At 45.8% G+C, this 22,937-nt stretch carries 17 protein-coding genes; 11 read left to right on the forward strand and 6 right to left on the reverse strand.

Annotation, left to right across the window (positions count from 1 at the left end; all coding sequences use genetic code 11):
* Positions 1–13: 13 nt before the first annotated feature.
* From ACQRBJ_RS11145 to ACQRBJ_RS11160, 4 genes are all read right to left on the reverse strand, one after another.
* Positions 14–2,149, reverse strand: a complete 2,136-nt coding sequence (locus tag ACQRBJ_RS11145) for a glycoside hydrolase family 97 protein (protein WP_445303653.1) — start codon at positions 2,147–2,149, stop codon at positions 14–16.
* A gap of 216 nt (positions 2,150–2,365) precedes the next feature.
* Positions 2,366–5,041 (reverse strand): 4-alpha-glucanotransferase, encoded by a 2,676-nt coding sequence (locus ACQRBJ_RS11150; RefSeq protein WP_445303654.1) that lies wholly within the window; start codon positions 5,039–5,041, stop codon positions 2,366–2,368.
* Positions 5,042–5,172: 131 nt separating this feature from the next.
* Positions 5,173–6,513 carry an MFS transporter gene (locus ACQRBJ_RS11155; RefSeq protein WP_445303655.1) on the reverse strand — a complete coding sequence of 447 codons (1,341 nt, stop codon included), beginning with the start codon at positions 6,511–6,513 and terminating at the stop codon, positions 5,173–5,175.
* Positions 6,514–6,655: 142 nt separating this feature from the next.
* Positions 6,656–7,681, reverse strand: a complete 1,026-nt coding sequence (locus ACQRBJ_RS11160; protein ID WP_445303656.1) for a LacI family DNA-binding transcriptional regulator — start codon at positions 7,679–7,681, stop codon at positions 6,656–6,658.
* Between the two features lie 313 nt (positions 7,682–7,994).
* On the opposite strand from ACQRBJ_RS11160, the gene ACQRBJ_RS11165 reads away from it, so the two are divergent.
* The 8 genes from ACQRBJ_RS11165 (at position 7,995) to ACQRBJ_RS11200 (ending at position 16,642) form a co-directional block, all read left to right on the forward strand.
* Positions 7,995–11,039: a SusC/RagA family TonB-linked outer membrane protein gene (locus ACQRBJ_RS11165; protein WP_445303657.1), complete on the forward strand. Its 3,045-nt coding sequence runs from the start codon at positions 7,995–7,997 to the stop codon at positions 11,037–11,039.
* Between the two features lie 19 nt (positions 11,040–11,058).
* Positions 11,059–12,726: a starch-binding outer membrane lipoprotein SusD gene (susD, locus tag ACQRBJ_RS11170; RefSeq protein WP_445303658.1), complete on the forward strand. Its 1,668-nt coding sequence runs from the start codon at positions 11,059–11,061 to the stop codon at positions 12,724–12,726.
* 59 nt (positions 12,727–12,785) lie between these two features.
* Positions 12,786–13,976: a SusF/SusE family outer membrane protein gene (locus ACQRBJ_RS11175; RefSeq protein WP_287593219.1), complete on the forward strand. Its 1,191-nt coding sequence runs from the start codon at positions 12,786–12,788 to the stop codon at positions 13,974–13,976.
* An 8-nt stretch (positions 13,977–13,984) separates the two neighbouring features.
* Positions 13,985–15,385: an Outer membrane protein SusF domain-containing protein gene (locus tag ACQRBJ_RS11180; protein ID WP_441932787.1), complete on the forward strand. Its 1,401-nt coding sequence runs from the start codon at positions 13,985–13,987 to the stop codon at positions 15,383–15,385.
* 170 nt (positions 15,386–15,555) lie between these two features.
* Positions 15,556–15,750, forward strand: a complete 195-nt coding sequence (locus tag ACQRBJ_RS11185) for a transcriptional regulator (protein WP_117662311.1) — start codon at positions 15,556–15,558, stop codon at positions 15,748–15,750.
* The gene (locus ACQRBJ_RS11190) at positions 15,738–16,019 is read left to right on the forward strand and encodes a virulence protein (protein ID WP_445303659.1); all 282 of its coding nucleotides are present in this window, start codon (positions 15,738–15,740) and stop codon (positions 16,017–16,019) included. Before ACQRBJ_RS11185 ends, ACQRBJ_RS11190 begins: the two co-directional genes overlap by 13 nt.
* 144 nt (positions 16,020–16,163) lie before the next feature.
* Entirely contained in the window at positions 16,164–16,370 is a 207-nt protein-coding gene (locus ACQRBJ_RS11195) for a hypothetical protein (protein WP_153123669.1), read from the forward strand.
* A complete protein-coding gene (locus ACQRBJ_RS11200; protein WP_217762717.1) occupies positions 16,367–16,642 on the forward strand; it encodes a type II toxin-antitoxin system RelE/ParE family toxin in 276 nt (91 codons plus the stop codon). The genes ACQRBJ_RS11195 and ACQRBJ_RS11200 overlap by 4 nt, the downstream gene beginning before the upstream one ends.
* 202 nt (positions 16,643–16,844) lie before the next feature.
* Here ACQRBJ_RS11200 and ACQRBJ_RS11205 read toward each other — a convergent pair whose 3' ends face one another.
* Positions 16,845–17,102: a hypothetical protein gene (locus tag ACQRBJ_RS11205; protein WP_294968498.1), complete on the reverse strand. Its 258-nt coding sequence runs from the start codon at positions 17,100–17,102 to the stop codon at positions 16,845–16,847.
* 1,016 nt (positions 17,103–18,118) lie between these two features.
* Here ACQRBJ_RS11205 and ACQRBJ_RS11210 point away from each other — a divergent pair.
* Positions 18,119–20,149: an alpha-amylase family glycosyl hydrolase gene (locus ACQRBJ_RS11210; protein WP_445303660.1), complete on the forward strand. Its 2,031-nt coding sequence runs from the start codon at positions 18,119–18,121 to the stop codon at positions 20,147–20,149.
* 77 nt (positions 20,150–20,226) lie between these two features.
* On the opposite strand, the gene ACQRBJ_RS11215 is transcribed toward ACQRBJ_RS11210, so the two are convergent.
* Positions 20,227–21,117, reverse strand: coding sequence for an NAD kinase (locus ACQRBJ_RS11215; RefSeq protein WP_294972474.1), 891 nt, complete (start codon positions 21,115–21,117; stop codon positions 20,227–20,229).
* An 83-nt stretch (positions 21,118–21,200) separates the two neighbouring features.
* Here ACQRBJ_RS11215 and ACQRBJ_RS11220 point away from each other — a divergent pair, with 83 nt between their 5' ends.
* Positions 21,201–21,773: a DJ-1 family glyoxalase III gene (locus ACQRBJ_RS11220; protein WP_294972471.1), complete on the forward strand. Its 573-nt coding sequence runs from the start codon at positions 21,201–21,203 to the stop codon at positions 21,771–21,773.
* Between the two features lie 38 nt (positions 21,774–21,811).
* Complete coding sequence (locus ACQRBJ_RS11225; protein ID WP_294972468.1) at positions 21,812–22,480, forward strand: 2-C-methyl-D-erythritol 4-phosphate cytidylyltransferase; 669 nt, start codon at positions 21,812–21,814, stop codon at positions 22,478–22,480.
* Positions 22,481–22,937: the final 457 nt, after the last annotated feature.

Below are 22,937 nucleotides of genomic sequence, written 5' to 3' on the forward strand. Positions count from 1 at the left end.
GGAAATTATAGACTTATTTAGCGAGCAATGAGATGGCGAAACCACCACCACGTGCTTCTTTAATCTTCAAGACATCACCCTTCTTCACAGTCTTGTGGATGATCTGGTAAGATTTAGGATTCTTCTCGTAATCGGCATTCTTGCCGTCTTGATAGATAGCGCAAGCATACTTCTTGCCCTTATCCAGGAAGTCGAGCTTTACTACGGCTGTGCGGGCTGCATCAGTCTTACCACCGACAAACCAGTTGTCGGTTCCCTTTGCCTTGCGGGCTACGGTGATATACTTAGCAGGCTCAGCCTCCAGGTACTTGGAGTCATCCCAGTCGCAAGCTACATCACGGATGAACTGGAAAGCATCATCATACTTCTCATAATGCTCTGGAAGATCGGCTGCCATCTGCAACGGACTGTACATCACGAGATAGAGAGAAAGCTGACCACAGAGAGTGGTATGAACATAACTCTTATTGTTGCTCCACTCAGAAAGCTTGGTCTCGAAGATACCAGGAGTGTAATCCATCGGACCACCCTGCAGACGGGTGAATGGCAACATCACGGTATGATAAGATACAGAACCGCCAAATGCTTCGTACTCTGTACCACGTGCACTCTCGTTACCAACCAGGTTAGGCCAGGTGCGGCAGATACCAGTAGGACGGGTTGCCTCATGAGCATTCACCATGATATGATGCTTGGCTGCAGTCTCGATGACACGCTGGTAGTGATTGTTCATCAACTGACTGTAGTGATACTCACCTCTTGGGATGATATCGCCGACATAACCGGTCTTCACGGCATCATAACCATATTTGTTCATCAGGTTGAAGGCATCCTCCAGATGGCGCTCATAATTGAGTGCAGAAGAAGATGTCTCGTGGTGCATCATCAGCTTCACGCCCTTAGAATGAGCATAGTCATTGAGCATCTTGATATCGAAATCAGGATATGGAGTCACGAAATCGAAGACATCGAGTTTCTGATGACCGAACCAGTCTTCCCAACCTTCGTTCCAGCCTTCTACCAGAACCTCCTGCAAACCGTTCTTGGCTGCAAAGTCGATATAGCGCTTTACTTCCTGGTTGGTTGCACCATGAGTACCGTTAGGCTTGCACTTGCTGTAATCGGTTACACCGAGACGAACAGATGGCAGGTCGTTGGTATAGCTCCAGGTCTTGGTGCCTACAATCATGTTCCACCATACACCGCAGTACTTGGTTGGATGAATCCATGAAGTATCCTCAATCTTGCAAGGCTCGTTGAGGTTCAATGTCAACTTGCATGAAAGCATATCACGGGCATCATCACTAACGAGGACGGTACGCCAAGGTGTATTGAACGGAGTCTGGATGAATCCCTTTCTGCCTACGGCATCAGGAGTCAGCCAAGACTCAAAGGTCAATGTCTTTTCATCCAGGTTGAGGTGCATGGTTGGATAATCCAGGCAGGCAGCCTCGTGGATATTGATATAGAGACCATCCTTTGTCTTCATCTGGAGAGAGGTCTGAACACCGGTATCCGAGAAGACGGTGGTAGAAGAATTGCTCTTGTAAGCTTCGCGGTTCTTCGCAATAATTGGACGAATACCGGTCAATGGAGTAATCTGATATTCATACTCCTGAGTATCGTAATCGCCAGGAATCCAGTAAGCGGTATGATCGCCTGCCATGGCAAACTGGGTATGCTCCTCCTGAATGACGAAATAGTTCAGGCTTTCCTGCTGAGGGAACTCATAGCGCAAACCCATACCATAATCATATACACGGAAGCGGATGGTGATGTTACGCTTGGATGAAGCCTGGTTCAGGTTTACCTCCATCTCGTTGTAGTTATTACGGATGGTAGCGGTCTCACCCCATACAGGCTTCCAGGTTTCATCGAAGGTCGATGTCTTGCTGCCTGTTTCTGTAAAACCATCCATCAGGCTGGTTTCCTCCATACCCTTAGAGGCATGCTTATCCTTCGCCAACTCCAATCCGAGATGGGATGGCTTACATACAGTCTTTCCCTTATAGCTCATCTCATAGGTAGGCTGTCCCTTTTCTGTCAAAGAGAAAGTTACTGAGACGTTGCCGTTAGGCGACTTAACGGTCTGGGCTGCTGCCAACATCGGGAGCAAGAGACCCATCACTAATAAATTCAGTTTCTTCATATTGTTCAGTTATTGCTTATTCTTGTTTTTTGTTTCCTTGCTAGTTCATCTTAATCATATTCAGTTTATTCTTAAGACAGTGCAAAGATACAAAAAACAAAAATACCCTCCGCAAATTGGGAGGGTATTTTTCTGTATATCAGGGTGCAAACGTTTGCACGCACATGCATTCTCTATTGCTTTTGCACTCACTTTTGCTATTACTTTCGCAAAACCTTAGATTCTTCCACCTTGAGCTATCAGCTCGGTGATGCTCTCCATAAACTCCTTGCTGGCAGCCAATTCCTCCAGACTGAGGTGCATGCGATAGCGCCAGTAGTGCTTTGGATTGGCAGGGATGTTGATGCGCTCGGCATCGGCAGACGGCAGACGGAGTCTCTCATCGATGGCAAGCCAGTCCTGGACACTCAATATGCAGAGCATGGATGGAGAGGCCAGGTGACGGGCGATGATATCTCTTGCCAACCAACCTGGGAGCGGATGAGGAGCTGGTCCCTCACGATAGAGCATCGTGTTGTAATACTCCTGAGTACGGGAGATGTTCTCGTCCCACCACATACGCAAGGTTGGCATATCATGGCTGGTGATGGTGCAGACAGAGCGGTATGGGTTGCGGCTCAGATGACCGAACTTAACCGTAGGATCCTTTGGCATGCTCTGGAGCTCCAGGCTCAATATCTTCAACTCGTCCATCACCCATGGCACGCAATCAGGTACCATACCGAGGTCTTCGGCACAAACCAGCATACGGGTAGCCTGAACCAGCTTAGGAAGTTTCTTCATAGCCTCGCCATACCAGAACTGGTTGTGGCGGCGGTAGAAGTAGTCATTGTAAAGACGGTTGAACACAACCTTATCACTATCATAGAGCGACTCGTAGATGAAATCGAGCTGCGCAGAGATACGTGGATGGAAGAGTTCCGGATTCTTGCGGTCACGAACGAAGAGAACATCACTTATCAAGGCATACAAGCCGTCACGCAACCAGATTTCCTTCTCATCTGTTACATCAGCGAAGAGAGCTTCTACCTTGCGCTGGGTATCTATCTCTGGCTTCATCTGATAACGCTCATCGTCGAGACGGTCGAGATATTTCTCCTTCACCTCGTCAGCACGCTCATGGAACATGCGGTCCAAGACCCAGTCGGTGATGAACGGACGGGTAAAGCGATCCTCCTGGAAGTTCAAGCCGTAGCCCTGAATCTCCTCACGGGTCATGCCGAGGGATGGAGCAAACTGTCCGAGCAAACCATGTACGCTATCTACCGGAATTTCCCAGATACGGAAGAAGCCGAGCACGTGGTCGATGCGATAAGCATCAAAGTACTTAGACATATTCTGGAATCTGCGGGTCCACCACTGGCAACCGTCCTTCAACATCTCATCCCAGTTATAAGTAGGGAATCCCCAGTTCTGACCGTTCACAGAGAAGTCATCCGGTGGAGCACCTGCCTGACCGTTCATGTTGAAGTACTTAGGCTCCATCCAGACATCACAACTGTGACGATGCACACCGATAGGAATATCACCCTTCAGGATGACCCCCTTAGCCTTGGCATGCTCGTGTGCCTCCTGCATCTGCTTGTTCAGAATGAACTGCACGAAGTAGAAGAACTCAACGTTCTTGTACGCCTCGGTTTCAGGGTTGGTCAAATCCTTGCGCTCAGCCTCATCCCAGACATTATGGTCTGGCCACTGAGTGAAGTCGGCAGTACCATTCTTGTCGCGCAGGTAAGAATACTGTGCGTAAGGCACGAGCCACTGTTGTGTTTCCAGAATGAAAGCCTTGAAATCGGCTCCCGACATTATCTTTTTGCCTTCCTGTTCGAATATCTGGTGCAAGTAATTGATCTTGAAATCATTTACCTGTTCATAATCTATCTGGGACAAGCTGTTCAGCTGTTCACGTTTCTTCTCTGCCGCAGCACGAGCCTTGGCATCCTTCAACTCTGGAAGTGCATGAAGATCGGCATACATAGGATGGATGGCGAAGACGCTGATGCAGCTATATGGATAACTGTCCGTCCAGGTATGGGTGATGGTAGTATCATTGATTGGCAGAAGTTGAAGAACTTTCTGACCGGTAGATGCCACGAGATCAATCATAGTCTTGAGATCACCGAAATCGCCCACTCCGGCACTCTTCTTGCTGCGCAAGGAGAATACCGGCACCTGCGTTCCGGCAAGCTTGCGGTTGTAAAGGGCGAAGAATGCCTGGTCTAAATCATAGACTACGACTTCTCCTGCCTCCATCTCCGGCAAGTCAATGGTACGGTTCATTCCTGTCTCCCAAAGAACCTGTGACTTCTTCTTATCAACAGCCACAAACTTCAGTTCCAAATGAGAACTCTGCAACTGGGTAGCATCCAAATCTACTGCCCATTCATTATAGATATGCTGAGTCATTGGTACCACGTTCTGAAGATTCCAGTTACCCAATACCTGACCAGCGCCCAACAATCCGAGTCTCTCACCATCACGCAACTGAGGAGCACGAACAATAATACGGACTGTCTTAGCATAGTTACATGGCTTCATCTCCTGAGGAGCCTGGTGGTTGATGCAATCAGTAAAGGCACTACTATACAAGTAGGAATCCTGAGGTATCACCTTCCAGTGATCGTAGAGCGTATATTCCGCAGCCTTCTTCGCTGTCATATCCAGGCGATGCTTCACCAGAAGCCATTCAGTCTTCAGAACAACGCCCTCACGTACTACGCTATAAAAATAGGTGTAAGCCTGCTGAGTAGGTTCTACACACCAATCATACGACCAGCGCTCACCATCGAGCGTGGTCAAAGGAAACTTCACTTCCTCATTATCTTTCTGAATGTTGACGACAATCTGCTCGCCGAACATTGTCTTATACGAAATATGAAAATGTATAATCATAAGACTCAAAAAGGTTATTTTGTTATTATTTACGGTGCGAAATTAAGAAAAATATCCGTTATATTCAACTTTCATTTGCACAAAAGAACAAAAAAACGATGCAAACGTTTGCATTGATTTCGGTTTCACACCTATTTCTTTAACTCTTTTGCATTCTTTTTCTGATGGTCCTTGATGATACTAACCGATAAAGCTCCACAGATAAGCAAAATACCAGCCACAATCATCATATCGCTCTGATGAGAACCTACCAGACTCAAGACGCCACCACCACAGATGGCTGCTACAATCTGAGGAATACAGATGGTTCCATTGAACAAGCCCAGATAAGCACCCATGTGACCATAGCCCTGCAAGGCATTGGTAACGAAGGTGAAAGGCATTGCCAACATGGCTGCCCAACCGGCACCAATCATCAGGAATGGGATAAACTGCAAGTACTGGTCGTGAAGGAATGGAATGAGAGCAAAGCCCACACCACCGATAATCAAGCTGACTGCGTATGCCATCTTGGTATTCTTGAACTGAGGAAGAACCACAGCCCAAAGCACACTACCTACTGCCTGAACAGCGAAGAGAATACCTACCCAGTTACCTGCCTCCTGGAACTCTGCCGATTTTGGATCGGTAGTATTCCAAACCGTCTCGGCGATGGCACCGGTAGAATAGTTCCAGAGATATAGGAAACTAGCCCAGCAGAAGAACTGAACCAGTCCCACCTTCCAGAAAGTAGAAGGTGCGTTTTTCAAGAGGGTAATCCAGTCTGCCTTGCCCTCTTCTTCCTTTTCTACCTCGCCAGCTACACCATTATAGGCAGCATACTGCTTAGGATTCCACTCTTTCACCTTCATCGTTGTATAGATGACGCAGAGAATGAGGATGGCAGCGCCCACATAGAACGACCAGATAACAGAATCCGGCACTACGCCCTGCTCAGCTACATTCTTGATCCCCAGGAAGGTAAAGAGGAATGGGAAGATATATCCAGCCACAGAGCCGGCATTGCAGAGGAAACTCTGGATAGAGTAAGCCTTTGCCTTCTGCTTCTCGTTCACCATGTCGCCCACCAGCATCTTGAATGGCTGCATTGCCATATTGATGCTCGTATCCAGGAACATCAGGGCAATCAGTCCGAAGAGCATCGCTCCACTCACGGTCAAGCCCAGCGAACCGGCATTCGGCAGCAGGCACATCACGAGGACGGCAATCGTGGCTCCCACGAAGAGATAAGGGATGCGGCGACCGAATCGGCACCAGGTCTTATCGCTCAGTGTTCCTACTATAGGCTGTACCAGGATTCCCATCAATGGAGGGAGAATCCAGAAATAACTCAAGTTGTGTGGGTCAGCACCCAACGTTGCAAAGATTCGGGAGATATTGGCGCTCTGAAGGGCGTAGGCAATCTGTACCCCGAAGAATCCGAAGCTCAAATTCCAGAGCTTCCAGAAACTTAAATCAGGTTTTTGTGTCATATTGTTATACTTTGAATTTTGAACATTGAATTTTGAACTTTATGATTACTCTTACTTTGATTTTGAACATCGAAATTCACAAAGGACATTAGGTTATTAGAGCTATTTATAAAGTTCAATGTTCAAAGCTCAAAGTTCAAAGTTATCTGGTAGTTCCTCTTACCACGAGTCGGGTTCTCACTACTCTTTTCTCTACATCATCTTTCGGGATGGAGCCATCCACCTGACCGATAAGGATATTTGCCGCTTCCTCTCCTACAGCCACACCTCTCTGTTCCACAGTGGTAAGCATCGGATCGCTAGCCTTGGCACGGTCACCATTGGTAAAGCCACAGATGCTGATATCATCCGGCACACAGAATCCCATACGCTTAGCGGTATAGAGGATGCCGATTGCCGTATCATCGTTGATGGCAAAGAAAGCATCAGGAACATCATCCTGCTCCAGGATTTCAGGTGTGATAGCCTCAGCCTGCGCACGGTTGTCGCAAACCTTCACCCAACTTGGATTTTCCGTCAATCCATGCTTCACGAGGGCATCATGATAACCATTATACCGGTTCTTGGAAATCTCCATATTCATCGGCGAACCATAGAAGGCAATCTTCTTACAGCCCGTATCAATGAGATAAGTCACGGCGGTGAAGGCGCCCATGTAGTCATCCACCACCACTCTGGAGCAGTTGACGCCCGTACATATTCTATCATAGAAGACCAGCGGCACGCCATTGTTCATCAACTTCTCGAAGTGAGCATACTGCTTGGTGTCCTTTGCCTGCGAAACGATGATGCCGCACACCTTATTCTTATAGAAATCATCGCAGATGGCAACCTCTCGGTCATATCTTTCCTTGCTCTGTGCCACCATCACACGATATCCTCTGGCTCTCGCTTCCTCCTCAATACCCGAAAGAACGGACATAAAATAATAATGTACCAACTCCGGAATGATAACTCCTATCACCTTCATCGGCTGCACCTTGCTATGTCGCAAAGCCTCTCCGATGACGTTGGGATAGAAATTATGTTCCCGCGCATACGCCTGTATACGCTCCTTCTGGGCAGCACTGATTCTAGGGCTGTCCTTCAAAGCTCTGCTCACCGTGGCGATACTTACCCCCAGGTCGCGAGCTATATCTTTCATTGTTATAATATTATTTTCGTTCATGATATCTTTCCTCACGCTGCAAAATTAGACAAATATCCGTTAAGTTGCATCATTTCCATTGATTTAAATCAAGCAAAAGGTATGCAAACGATTGCGCATAAGAAATAACGGAATTAACTAAAAAATAGTACATCGTATTGAAAAAGACCTTAATTTTGCACCCAGAAAGAATAAACAGCGCAATTCCTCGACCTATTTTTATATATAAAACAAGGCCAGAGACTAAAAACGTGATATTCATCACAAAACAAGCAGAATATTCATAAAGAATAAACAATAAATATAAACATAAACTTAAAAATCAGACAAAATGATGAAGCAGGTAAAATTTAAATTGCCTCTCAGAGCGTTGACCCTAGCAAGTGGTCTGCTTCTGACAGCAAGTTCCTTTGCGCAGACTAATGCGATTAAGGGACACGTGAAGGATGCTTCCGGTGAGCCAGTCATGGGTGCTACCATTACAGTGAACGGTAAGGCAGTAGGTATTACCGACATGGATGGTAACTTCTCTGTTGACGCAGCTCCAGGTACCGATCTTACATTCACCTATCTGGGATTGACTCCACAGACTATCAAAGCCACATCTAACATGATGATTACCTTGGCAGATGACTCTAAGGCTTTGAACGAAGTCGTTGTCATCGGTTATGGTCGTGCTAAGAAGAACGACTTGACTGGTTCTGTTACAGCTATCAAGCCAGATGAGATGTCAAAGGGTATCACCAACAACGCATCAGATATGTTGGTAGGTAAGATTGCAGGTGTAGATGTACAGACTGCTGGTGGTACTCCTGGTGCAGGTGCCCAGATTCGTATCCGTGGTGGTGCTTCTCTCAGTGCATCCAATGACCCACTCTATGTAGTAGATGGTTTGGTTATCGATAACCAGACTGCTACCGGTATGAGTAATATCCTTGCGATGATTAATCCTACTGATATTGAGACTTTCACCGTATTGAAGGATGCATCTGCCACAGCTATCTATGGTAGCCGTGCTTCTAATGGTGTCATCATCATTACCACCAAGAAAGGTCGCAATGGTCAGAAGCCTTCTGTTTCTTACACAGGCGATGTAACTATTTCTACGATCCAGAAGAAATATGACGTATTGAACGCAGCTCAGTACAAGGAACTTGTCAGCTCAGTTAATGGTCTTGATGCATCAAAATTAGGCAATGCAGATACCAACTGGCAGGACGAGATTTTCCGCACAGCAGTATCTACCAACCATAACGTAAGCGTACAGGGTGGCTTGAAGAACATGCCATATCGTGCCAGTGTTGGTTTCAACAACTCAAACGGTATCGTGAAGACCAGTTGGATGAATCGTGTCAACGCTTCTCTCAACTTGGCTCCATCATTGCTCGACAAGCACTTGAACTTCAACATCACAGGTAAGTTCATGTATGAGAAAGACCGCTATGCAGATGCAGGCGGTGCTATCGGTGCAGCTTTGTCTATGAATCCAACAGAGCCTGTTTTTGGGGAAGGTGACCAGTATGCAGTTACAGGCGGTTACTATCAGAACCTGATCAACAAGTCTGATGCTATAAAAGACCCTAACTGGAAGAATACGACCAACTCTAATGCAGCCCAGAACCCAGTGGCTCTTCTTAACCAGAAAGAGATTATGGCTCACGCCCGTGACTACAGTGGCAACTTCGAGGTAGATTACAAAATTCATGGTTTCGAGGATTTGCATCTGCATGCAAGCTTGGGTGCTCAGTACACCTCTACACAGCAAAGCGATGAGATTTCCAAGTACTCATACTCTAACAACTATTTCGGTTGGGCTGGTATGACTCACTATTGGAAATACAATATGATTGGTAATGCCTATGCACAGTATGCTCATAAGTTTGGTGTTCACGACATCGATGTTATGGCAGGTGCCGAGCAGAGCCACTACCACAGACATGGCTACAACCAGGGCTTTGGTACAGATGAATATCTGAAGGCAAATAACCCAGTCCTCAACGAGGAGACAGGTTACTACAATTGGCAGCACAACCCATCAAAGCGCAGCGAGCAGGAGTGGGCTAACCACAACTCTCTGGTATCATACTTCGGCCGTTTGAACTATAATCTTCTCGACCGCTACTTGATTACCGCCACATTCCGTGCCGATGGTTCTTCTCGTTTCGCCAAAGGTCATAAGTGGGGCTACTTCCCATCAGCAGCCTTTGCCTGGAAGATCAACAACGAGGGCTTCCTGAAAGATGTAAAATGGCTTGATGATTTCAAATTCCGTGTAGGTTGGGGTAAGACTGGTCAGCAGAATGGTATCGATGACTTCTACTATGCTCCACTTTATGTAGTAGGTAACTCTTATGCTCAGTATCCTTTCGGTAACGACTATCACCAGACTGTACGTCCTAACAAGTATAACGACAAGTTGACTTGGGAAAAGACCACAACATGGAATGCAGGTATCGACTTCGCTGCTCTCAACAACCGTTTCTCTTTCAACATTGATGGTTACTATCGCAAGACAACCGATTTGTTATCAACCGTTGACGTACCTGCAGGTACAACTTTCGGTGATAACCTGTTGAAGAACGTAGGTTCCCTCAAGAACTATGGTGTTGAGTTGGCTTTCGACGTAAAGCCTATCGTAACCAAGGACTTTACATGGGATATTACCTATAATGTAGGCTGGAACCACAACGAGATTACTTCTCTTGATGCCGGTGCTCAGGACTGGGTATGGACAGGTGACAAGATTTCTCGCGGTAACAACACCAAGATTTTGAAGAACAAGGTGGGTGAAGCAGTCAACTCATTCTTCGTTTACCAGCAGGTATATGATGAGAATGGCAAACCTATCGAAGGTCTGTACGTAGATCGCAATGCCGATGGTCAGATTAACGACGCTGACCGTTACTATTACAAGAACCCAGCTGCAGATGTAATCATGGGTCTCACCACTAAGTTCCTCTATAAGAATTGGGACTTCAGTATGGCATTCCGTGCATCTTTGGGCAACTACGTATATTATGACTTCCTGGCAAACAGAGCATCCATCTCTCCATCAGGTCTTTACTCTAACAGTTCATTCAGCAACACCACTCCAGAGGCCGTTAAGCTCGGTTTCACAGGTTTGACAGTTGCCCAGAACTACTTGAGTGATTACTTTGTACGTAATGCTTCTTACTTGAAGTGTACCAATATTACATTGGGTTACAGCTTCCCTGCATTGATCAAGAATTCTTGCAGCGGACGTATCTACTTCACAGCACAGAACCCATTCATCATTACAAAATATAAGGGTATCGACCCAGAGGTAACCAGTGGTATCGACAGCAATCCATATCCACGTCCAATGAGTTTCCAGATTGGTTTGAACCTCAACTTCTAATATATAAAGGATTATAATTATGAGAAATATATTAATAAAGACTGCAGTTGCCGGTTTCCTCTGCTTGGGATTGGCTTCTTGCGCAGACGATTTGAATATCAGCTCAATTGATCCTCAGTCATCACCTAGTTATGATGCCGACGGTCTTTTAGCTAAACAATATGCCACACTTGGTCTGACAGGTCAGGCAGGTCCTGCAGGAAAGGGAGATATGAGCCAGGATGAGGGTGAAAGCGGTTTCTATCGTGTCATCTTCAATCTTCAGGAGCTTTGCACCGATGAGGTTATCTGGGCTTGGCAGACTGATACAGATATCCCTTCCCTCACCAATATTGCATGGAACTCAAGTTCAGTACGTGCCAACTGGGCATACCAGCGCCTGGCATACGACATCACCCTTCACAACCAGTTTATCAGTGAGCAAACTGGCAAGATGAGCGATGACGTCATTGCAGAGGTTCGTTTCCTCCGCTGCTTGAACTACTATTATTTCCTTGATCTCTTCCACAAGGCACCTTTCAAGGATACATTTGATAGCGAACTGCCTGTTGAGAAAACCGGTAAGGATCTCTACGACTGGATTGACAAGGAGTTGACCGCCATTGAGCCACAGCTCAAGGAAGTTGGTGCTTACAATGACGAAAAAGGCTTTGGCCGTGCAGACCGTGGTGCAGCTTATGCCCTCCATGCTCGTCTGGCTCTGAACTCTGCAGTTTACACAGATGGCCAGGTAAAGGATTTCGCCAAGGCAAAGGACTACTGTGACAAGATTCTCAATAGTGGAGCTTACGCATTGTCAACCGAGACAAAGAATGGATTCTCAGGCTATGAGCAGGTATTCATGGGCGACAACGACCAGAACACCCAGGCTATGAAGGAGATTATCTTCCCTATCCGCCAGGATGGCAAGAAGACTCAGGAATACTCAGGTTCTACATACCTCGTAGCATCTATGCGAACTTCAGGAATGCCAAATTCATTCACCAGCAACTATTGGAGCTGCAACTTCGCCCGCAAGGACTTGGTTGAGAAATTCTTCCCTAATGACAATATCCCTATGGCAGGTGAAAGCGATGCGCTGAAGGATGCCACCGAGGAGCAGGTTATCGCAAAGGATGAAGAATTGCACGTAACCACAAAGGATGTCATCAACAAAGCTGGTGATGACCGTGCCATGTTCTACATGGGTGTAGGTGGCGGCATCCGCACACTCAGCCCTGGCAAGCAGATTACAGGTTTCACAAATGGTGCTTCTATCGTAAAATGGCAGAATCGCCATGCAGACGGTTCCGACATCCACGATGGTACATTCATGGATACAGATATTCCATTGTTCCGTTTGGCTGAGATTTACCTGACACGTGCAGAAGCTAACTATCGTTTGGGAAATACAACAGATGCTCTCGCAGATATCCAGACTATCCAGAAGCGTGCTAATCGCAAGGAGATTTCTGGAGCTGTCGATGAACAGACTTTGATTGATGAGTGGTGCCGTGAGTTCTATGTAGAAGGCCGTCGTCGTTCTGATTTGATCCGCTTTGGTCTCTTCTCTGGTTCCAAGTATCTTTGGGACTTCAAGGGAGGTGTAGCAGGAGGTATCGGTATCGAGTCTAAGTTCAACGTATATCCTATCCCTGTTACCGACATTGCAGGTAATCCTAACATGACTCAGAACCCTAATTACTAATCTTAGTAAATCGGGGATTCTTCGGAATAAAGAACTATAATTGATTAAAGAATACAATTATGAAAAAGATATTTTTAAAATTGATGCTGTTGCCTGCAATGGTTTTGCCTTTGCTCTTCACTTCATGCTCTGACGACAATGACAGCAATCCTACATTGGATTTAAATCATGCTGCAGACGGATTTGTATTGAATACACCAGCATACGCAGAAAACAATACATACGACTTGGCAAGTGCCAACAACTTGACCTTGTCTTGTTCACAGCCAAACTATGGAGGTATTCCATACGTGGTTCGCTACTATGTGCAGGTTGCACTCGATCAGAAGTTCCTGACAGATACAACAGCTACACATAAAGAATTGTCAACCTCTTACACCACAGCCAAGATGGCTGTGGATGCAGCAGAGTTGAACTCTACACTCGTTGATATGTTCCAGGCAGCCAACCCAGACACAAGCGTGCCAGAAACAATGCCTGTATATGTAAGATTGCGTGCTGTCATAGATGGCACAGCCGACCCTTATCTTGGTCAGAGTTATTCCAACATCATAACCCTGCCTTCAGTGAAGGCTACTTACAAGGCTCCAGATGCTAAGTATCCAGAGAACCTGTTCGTAGTTGGTTCTTCTATCCAAGAGGCTTGGAGCAGCTGGAAGCCAGTGGCTCCTGTATATGGTATGGCAGGCAACTATTATACCATGGTTTATGTTCCTGATGGCGGTTCATTCAAGTGGGGTACATACGAGAATGACTGGCGTGGCTTTAGCCGTCTGGCTGCTGTCAACGATAATGCTGGTGCTGAATTCTCAGAGGATGGCGACGGAAACCTGAAGGTTGCTCATGGCGGCTGGTTCGTTCTCCACTTCGTTGGTGAAATGTCAGCAGACAAGAAGAACATCAACTACTCACTGAATGTTTATCCTGGTGCTGCTTACATCATCGGTGCTGCTGCTGGTGGCAATTGGGACGACGCTTCTGCCGCTTGGGCTATGACAGCTCCTGCAGACCAGACTGGCGAATGGGTATCTCCAGCCTTCGGTGGTGATGGCGAGCTCCGCACATATATCAAGATTCCAGGAATCGACTGGTGGCGTACAGAGTACACTATCTTCAAGGGCAACTGCTTCTGGAGAAACATGAACATTGTTAATTCTTGGTCTGAGGCTGGTGAAGGTTACTCTGTAACTTGCACAGCAGGACAGAAGCTCTATGTCAACTTCGACAAGAACACAGCAGAAGTTAAATAATTAAAAACATGAACACAATGAAAAAGACATTATTATATAGCTTAGCAACAATGGCAAGTCTCGCACTTGCCAGCTGCGCTGGCGACTACGACGACTGGGCTAACCCACAGGCCAACGAGCAGGAAGCATCTGCTGCCAAGTATGGGGTAACCTTTGCCAATGGTTCTGAGGCAGAAGGCAGCATGGCTGATGAAGATGGTATCATCAATCTCGTAACAGTCAATTCTACAGATGCCAATGTCTCTGGTTTCACCCTCCAAGATTTCAAGGTGAACGGAGTAGCTGTCAATGGAACAATGGTTGGCAACAGCGTTCAAGTAAGTGCTTCTGAATTGGAGAAACTCGTTTGCGAGCAGAATAAGTCTCGTGCTTCTGTTGCTCGCGACCTGAAAGTGGAGACACAAGTTTCTATCAATCTCGCTTCTGGTGATGCGGTAAGCATTACTACCAAGGGCGAGACTACAGGTAAGTTTACTCCAACAGCAACACCTCAACTCGATGAGAAGGGCTACTACATGCTCGGTCAGGTAAACGGAAATGAGTGGGATGCAAAATCTCCTGTCTGGATGAACAAGATTAGCGATGGAGTTTATCAGTTGAAGGTTACAACTACTGCAGACAAAAACTGGTTTAAGTTCTATGCTGGAAGCAACTTCGTAAGTGAAGACTGGGATTCCATCAACAAGGGAGCCTTGGGCTGCAAGGAGAACGGTTCAGAAGACACATTCGGATACATTCTCTATGATGGCGATTCATGGGGTGAACTTCAGACTCCAGTAATCCCAGGCGCAGGTACATGGATTGTTACTCTTGATATGAACAACCTTACTTACACTGTAGGCAAGCCAGTACTCTATATGGCAGGTGATGCTAATGGATGGGCAACAAATGACTACCTCGCAGGTGAGGATGGTGTACACTTTACTGGTTTCATGTACTTGAACCAGAATGGTTTCAAGTTCTGTACTCAGCCAGAGTGGAAGGGCACCAACTATGGCGCAGACTTCAATACTGCTGCTGATGCAGCCAACATCACCATGACAGAAGAAGCCGGTTACTACAAAGTAGATGTTGATTTGGAAAGCAAGAGCTATGTTCTGACTCCTATCACAACTATTGGTATCATTGGTAGCGCATCCCCTAATGGTTGGGATTCAGACGTAGATATGACATACGTTCCTTACAATGCAGAAACAAAAGCACTTGGCTACTGGGAGGCAAAGGACATCACATTGGCTTCTGGTGAAATCAAGTTCCGTGCCAACGACGACTGGGCTATCAACTGGGGTGGCGATGTAAATGCTCTTACCCAAGGCGGTGGCAACATCTCTGTAGATGCTGGTACTTACGACATCAAGCTCTATGCATGGGCTAATGGCTATGCAAAGTGTGTAATGACAAAGAAGTAAGCATTTGCTTCATCAAATAAACTAAATATCAATAGGCGGCTCTCAATTCCGGGAGTCGCCTATTTTTTTTCTTTATCACCCTCCCTATATTTTTCCCAAAAGCCTTGGAAGTTACGAGGAAAAGTCGTATCTTTGCACCGAATAAGTACAACATTTATATTTTTATGATTATGAGAACAGGCGACAAAGTATTAATATCTCCAGACTTGACACATGCCAAAGACTGGACACAGGGCGAAGTGATTGAAGTTGAGAACAATCCTTTCGTAGGAATTGTCATCTCCGCAAAAACCGCAGATGGGAACATATTCTTTGGATATAAGGACTTATTTGAACCAGCAAAGGAGGCAGTATGTACGCACTAGCATCTGATATGGTTATTTCCGATTTACAAAAATACTATGGCGAACCTTACAACAAGGCTTACTACGAAATAAAAGAGCTTCTAAAGAAGAATGGTTTCGAGTGGGTGCAAGGCAGTACATACATGACGATGAATGATGATTTGACTGCACTTGTAAAAACTGTTATGGAGCTTTCTAAAATAGAGTGGTTTAAGAAATCCGTCAGAGATCTAAGAGGATTCAAAGTTGAAAGTTGGTCGAACTTTACTGATTTAGTTAAAAATTCATAGAATAGGCGACTCTCCTCCAATCCGGGAGCCGCCTATTTTCTTTTTTGCGCTAACCCACAACATTTCCCCATAAACATTTGGTGGTTACGAGGAAAAGTCGTATCTTTGCGGCAGCATTAAAAATAACATTAAAAGTAAAGCAATATGGATGTAGCTATAAATAATATAACAACAACAATAACTGTTCCGCAAGTTGACTTCAACTTATTAAAGGAACTGGCAAAGAAGTTTGGCTGGGTTATTCAAACCGAAAAGAAAAGTGGCATTGAAGAAGCCCTAGAAGATGTTAAAGCTGGAAGAGTATATCATGCAAAAGATGCTCACGACTTAATCAAACAGTGCTTAGAATGAAATACTCTATTGACTTTACAAACAAATTTAAAAAGTCTCTGCGAAAAGGAGTGAAACGTGGTCTAGATCCAACCCTCATTGAAAAAGCCGTAGAGAAACTAGCCAAAGAGGGGAAACTGCCACCATCATATAAATCGCATAAACTTCATGGAAACCTAGAAGGTATCTGGGAGTGTCACATAACCCCAGATTGGTTGATGCTGTGGGAACAAAACGATGAAAAACTAACCTTGCTGTTTCTCAACAATGGAACCCATAGCGATTTGTTTTAATAAAATAGCCTTACAAGTTAAATGTGATGAAAATATCTCTTAAGGGAAGAATTTATTTCCCTTAAGGAAAAAACAAATATCCTTAAGGGAAAAAATATTCAATCTCTTCTTTCCCTATTTTCCGGGAGTTTCTCCTTGACTGTCTCTTTCTGGAATATTATTTACATACCGTAATCTATATGCCAGCAGAATTATGACTGGACTATAATGTGATTCCCCCTCTCACCAGCCATTTCGCAAAGAAGCGGTCGCTTACTAAATAGCCGTTTGGGGTCTTGCTTACCAGCAGCTTATCCACCAATGCCTTTAATGCCGTCTTCACGCTGCTCGTGGCAGGAAGATGGTGGGTGCTGATAAACTGCTGGCTCAATGGCGAAGATACCAGGCTCTCACTAGCTATAGCCAGCAACAGCTTCTGCTGGTTCTCCGTAAGCCAGGCACAATAATTCTGATAAACCATCGTTCAATGTTGCCATATTATTGCTTTAATCTTATTGTTTTCGTTACACTTGCAACCATTGCGCTTTTTACGCAACGCAAATTACGCAATAAAAAACGAGATAGCCAAATGTTTTCTAGTTTTTTTATAATAATTATCTCCTAAAGCCGCCTCAAATGCACAGACAACGGAATAAACAAAAATACTTCACACTACACTACAGCGGAAAGGTTAAGGCAGAAGCTGCTAACCCAGGGCATAAAAAAATCTGTGTAAATCTGTGAAATCCGTGGGACATAAAAAAACTCCCACAGATTCACACAGATTCATTATCTTTAACCCAAGTTTTACATAGCCAAAAAAATAATTTTTTCATCAAATTATTGCCACATCTATCACACTTACACTTAACTCATTGATTATAAGCAAATAATGCGTGGCAATAAGGGATTTTTTATTGCCACCTTATTGCCACGCATTACCACGCTTACGCCCTGAACCAGATACGAAAATTCAGATAAGATACTTTTTTCGAATGAGGCTTACTTAAGGTTGAAGTAAGGCTTACGTAATGTTGGAGTAAAGCTTACGTAACATTTAACTAAGGCTCATTTGAACTTCAAATAAGGCTCACTTGAACTTCAACTGAGGCTTACTTGAACTTCAACTGAGGCTTACTAGATGGGAATCAGGATGCTTCTGAAATTACGTCCCGACGTATCTTGTACTACGTCGGGATGCATCTTTTACTACATCGGGACGTATCCGATGCTACGTCGGGACGCATCTTTTACTACATCGGGACGTATCCGATACTACGTCGGGATGCATCTTTTACTGCGTCGGGACGTATCTGATGCTACGTCGGGACGCAATTTCTACTGCATCGGGTGAGATTTTACGGAAAAAGAAATGAAATCGATAAATATGCAAACGTTTGCACAGATCTTTTGCTTGATTTACATCATATTTGCGCATACCTATTGGAATAAATCGTAACTTTGCAACAAATAAACAAAACATCTTAATCCTTGAATATGAAGAAGATATACTCTACACTCGTTGCCCTACTGGCAACCGCAAATATGTTTGCCCAGGGTTGGCCAGCCAACCATAGCGGCGTGATGCTGCAGGGATTCTACTGGGATTCCTTCAGCGATTCCAAGTGGACCCATCTCGAAGCGCAGGCTCCTGAGCTGGGACAGTACTTCAATCTCGTATGGATTCCACAGAGTGCCAACTGTGGCGGCAAGTCAATGGGTTACGATGACCTCTACTGGTTTTCCAACTACGAAAGTTCTTTCGGAAGTGAAAGAGAACTCCGCTCTCTCATCAAGACCTTCAAGAATAACGGCATCGGAACCATCGCCGACGTGGTAATCAACCACCGTAAGAACGTATCAACCTGGTTTGACTTCCCGGTAGAAACCTACAAGGGAGTGACTTACGAGATGAAATCAACCGATATCTGTGCCAACGATGATGGCGGCAAGACCAAGAAAGAGGCTGATAAGCAGGGCGTAAAGCTCAGCAGCAACAACGATACCGGCGACGATTGGAGCGGCATGCGCGACCTTGACCACAACAGCACGAACGTGCAGACCATCGTGAAGGCTTATCTAGACATGCTCCTCAACGACTTCGGCTATGCCGGATTCCGCTATGATATGGTAAAGGGATACAGCGGCAAGTTTACAGGCATCTACAACGATGCAGCCAAACCGACCTATTCGGTAGGAGAATATTGGGATGGAATATCAAAAATCAAGAACTGGCTCGAAGCAACCAAGGTGAATGATAAAATTACAAGTGCAGTCTTCGACTTCCCTTTCCGCTATGTGGTACGTGATGCCATCAAAGCCAACTGGTCAACCGTAAAGACCGACGGCTTGGCTAACGACCCGGCTTACAAGCAGTATGCCGTGACCTTCGTAGAGAATCACGACGTAGAAGATCGCGGAACAACCCAAGGTTATACTCCCGACCCTATCCGCAAAGATACCCTGGCAGCCAATGCCTACATCCTGGCATCCTGCGGAACTCCATGCGTATTCTACAAGCACTGGATTGACTGCAAGCAGGATATCAAGGCGATGATCAACGCACGCCAGCTGGCTGGTATCACCAACACCAGCAATACCACCTTCAATGCCTTCAGGGGAGAAGGATATAACGGCATCAGGACCGTAGGCGACAAGGCAACATTGATTGCCATCGTAGGTCCTAACGCCAAGAAGTATGCAGCACCAAACACATACGCCGAACTGCTGAACGGCTACCACTACCGCTATTTCATGCCTAAGAAGGCAAACGTGGCTTGGGTGGATTTGGCTTCCGGTGATTACGAAGGCACGATGAAAGCAAAGCTCGTGGCTGTAAGCAACGCAGACGATGCACAGTTGGTTTATACAACCGATGGCACAGAGCCAACAGCCAGCAGCAAGAAGGCTAAGAGCGGTGAGGAGCTGGAGATTCCTTTCGGCGAGACAACCCTGAAGGTGGGCTTGCTGATGAATGGTGCTGTCAGCGGTATTCTTACCCGTAACTATAAGGTAGAAAAGCCTACTGCTTTCGACCCATACGATATCACCGTATATGCCAACGCAGACCAGGTAGGATGGAAAGATGGCTTCAACTTCTGGGCATGGTGCGATTCTCCAAAGGAAAACCTGACCGTGAAGGGTGTTTGGCCTGGCGACAAGATGACCCAAAGCAAAGTGATTGAAGGCAAGAAATGGTATTATCAAACTTACAAGATCAAGAGCAAGAACTACATGGTTTCCTTCGTATTCAGCACCGGCACCGGTTCGCCACAGACCGTTGATTTCACGAATATCAACAAGGATACCTATCTGGAGGTTCTGAATGAGAAGAACAATGACGGTCTCTATAAGATCAAGGATGTTACGGCTGATATGCCAACTACAGGCATCACCGCAGCTCCTACCATTGACAATACGGCGAGTAAAGACAACGCATGGTATACCCTGAGCGGCATGAAGATGATGCAGAAGCCTAACCAGCCAGGCATCTATATCCACCAGGGCAAGAAACAGATTATTAAATAAAAGTATCAATCATACGATAAGTAATCAATCGAAAAAAGAGGACCTTAAGAGTCCTCTTTTTTTATTTTGTGATTACTTTATCTTTGTCTCTGGTCAGCACCCCACATCAGCTTCTCTCTCAATGTAGAGAAATATCTCTGGTTCCGCTGCTTTACTATTTTAATGGCATGTGGTGCCTTACGGATAATCAGGCGGGTCTGCTCGGTCATGCGTTCGCTTCGTCCGTCAATAGCCACGAGATAATTATGGCTGCGGCTCTCCACATCCAGCACGATCTCCGCCGTATCATTGATGACAATAGGACGGATATTCAGACTGTGAGGAGCAACGGGAGTCAGACAGAGACTACCACTCTGCGGAATGATGATAGGTCCGCCATTAGAGAGATTATATGCAGTAGAGCCCGTAGGAGTAGTCACGATAAGACCATCCGCCTGATAAGTGACCAGGAACTCCCCATCCACCTGGGTACGGATAGAAATCATCGAAGCATCATCCCTTTTCAATACCGCAATATCGTTCAAGGCGAAAGGATTTCCCGCCAAGACGCCGCCTTCAGCCTCTACCTGAATCACCGCATGGTCCTCTATCAGGCAATCACCAGCATACAGACTGTCCAGCGCCGTTTCTATCTCACTAGGCAACACATCGGCAAGGAAACCCAGACGGCCCATATTCACACCAAGAATAGGAGTTTCCTTTGCTCCCACCCTGCTCGCCGCCTTCAGGAAGGTACCATCACCGCCCATAGAGATGACATAGTCTACATCAAAGTTGTAGTCCTCGAATACGCCGGAAGCCTTTACCTCAAGATGCTCCATCTTGGTAAGAAAATCGTAGAAGAGGCTTTCAAAATAAACTTCAGCTTCCTTCTTTTCCAGATAAGAAAGGATTTTCTCTATCGAAGCACTCTTCTTGGCTTGATATTCATTGCCAAAAATTGCGAATTTCAAATGTTGTTGTCCCATTTATTTTGTTATTTCAATTATTATTCTTACTTTTGCAAAGGTAATAATATAATTCGAATAACAAAACAAAAAACGAATAAATTATGGCAAAGGTATATGAATTTCTTGCCAATGGCTTCGAGGAAATCGAAGGTTTGGCTCCAGTAGACATCCTCCGCAGAGGGGGTGTAGACATCAAGACCGTCAGTATTACAGGTAGTGAATGGGTAGAGACTTCTCATGGAGTCACCATCAAGGCTGACCTGAAGTTCGAGGATATCCAGAGCTTTGAGGATGCCGATATGTTGCTCCTTCCTGGTGGAATGCCGGGCAGCAGCCACCTCAATGAGCATGAAGGCGTTCGCCAGGCGCTCATCGCACAGCACAAGGCTGGCAAACGGATCGGTGCTATCTGCGCAGCCCCTATGGTTCTGGCAAGCACTGGCATTCTCGAAGGCAAGAAGGCAACCTGCTATCCTGGCTTCGAGCAGTATTTCAGCGAGAATACAGAATATACAGCTACCCTCTTCCAGGAGGATGGCAACGTGATTACGGGCGAAGGTCCTGCCGCCACCCTTCCATACGCCTATAAGATATTGAGCTACTTCGCAGGCAAGGAAACCGTGGCAGCCCTGCAGGATGGCATGATGTACACCCACCTGATGGAGAGCAAATAATAATTATAAATTATTAATTATCAATTATAAATTCCATCATGGATTACGTAATCATAGTAGCCGGAGGCAAGGGCCTCCGCATGGGAAGTGAGATTCCGAAGCAGTTCTTGCCTGTAGCCGGCAAGCCTATCCTGATGAGAACCATTGAGCGTTTTCATGAATACAACCCTGAGCTGAGCATCATCCTGGTTCTCCCGGAGAGCCAGCAGGAATACTGGCATCAGCTCTGCGAAGAATATCATTTCGACATCAAGCACCAGATAGCCAACGGTGGCGACACCCGATTCCAGTCTTCCAAGAATGGACTTTCGCTCATTCCTGACAATGAGGATGGCGTAGTGGGTATTCACGATGGCGTCCGACCATTCGTTTCTACGGATGTGATTGAGGAATGTTTCGAGACGGCTCGCGAGGAATATGCAGCCATCCCGGTATATGCTGTAACCGATACCTTGCGCTACATCGACCAGCACGGCGGTGGCAAGAACGTGCTTCGCAGCGACTACCGTGTGGTGCAGACACCTCAGACCTTCGATATCGGTCTGGCGAAACAGGCATTCAACCAGGAATACAAGGAGCAGTTTACTGACGATGCATCGGTCATAGAAAGTCTCGGTTGCCAGGTAGCAATGGTAGAAGGTAATCGCGAAAACATCAAGATTACCACCCCGTTTGACATCAAGATAGCAGAAGCTCTCCTGAAATAGATACCAATACTGCCGCTATCGCAAGTGAGGTCCCACACGCCCTGTTTTAGGGCAAAAGCTTTATTAATCATCTGGTTTGAAGGCTTTTGTCCTTACAGGGCGCAAAGGTGCATTCCGTTAATACTGCCCCTTCCCCTCGCAAACGCCATAGCAGTTTTTGGCAGGTCTAGCAACATCGCATTTTACGATGCCGCTAGACTTAATATGCAGTCTCACAGCGTTATCCGCTTTTTTATATCCCAGCACATCACACTTGACAGGGCGAGCAGCCTTGCTGCCCCCTTCACTTCGACCAGTGACCGTTGGTTCTGGGCGAAGATGGTTACAGTGGTTACGGTTACAGAAGTTACAGTTTTCAGCGGAGGGGGTATAAGGGATTTCGAGAACTTTCAGATTGTAAGTAATAATAATAGATAATAATATATATATATTTATATATATTATTATCTCCTTCTAA

Source organism: Prevotella sp. SGI.167, from assembly GCF_050313615.1.
Taxonomy (GTDB): Bacteria; Bacteroidota; Bacteroidia; order Bacteroidales; family Bacteroidaceae; genus Prevotella.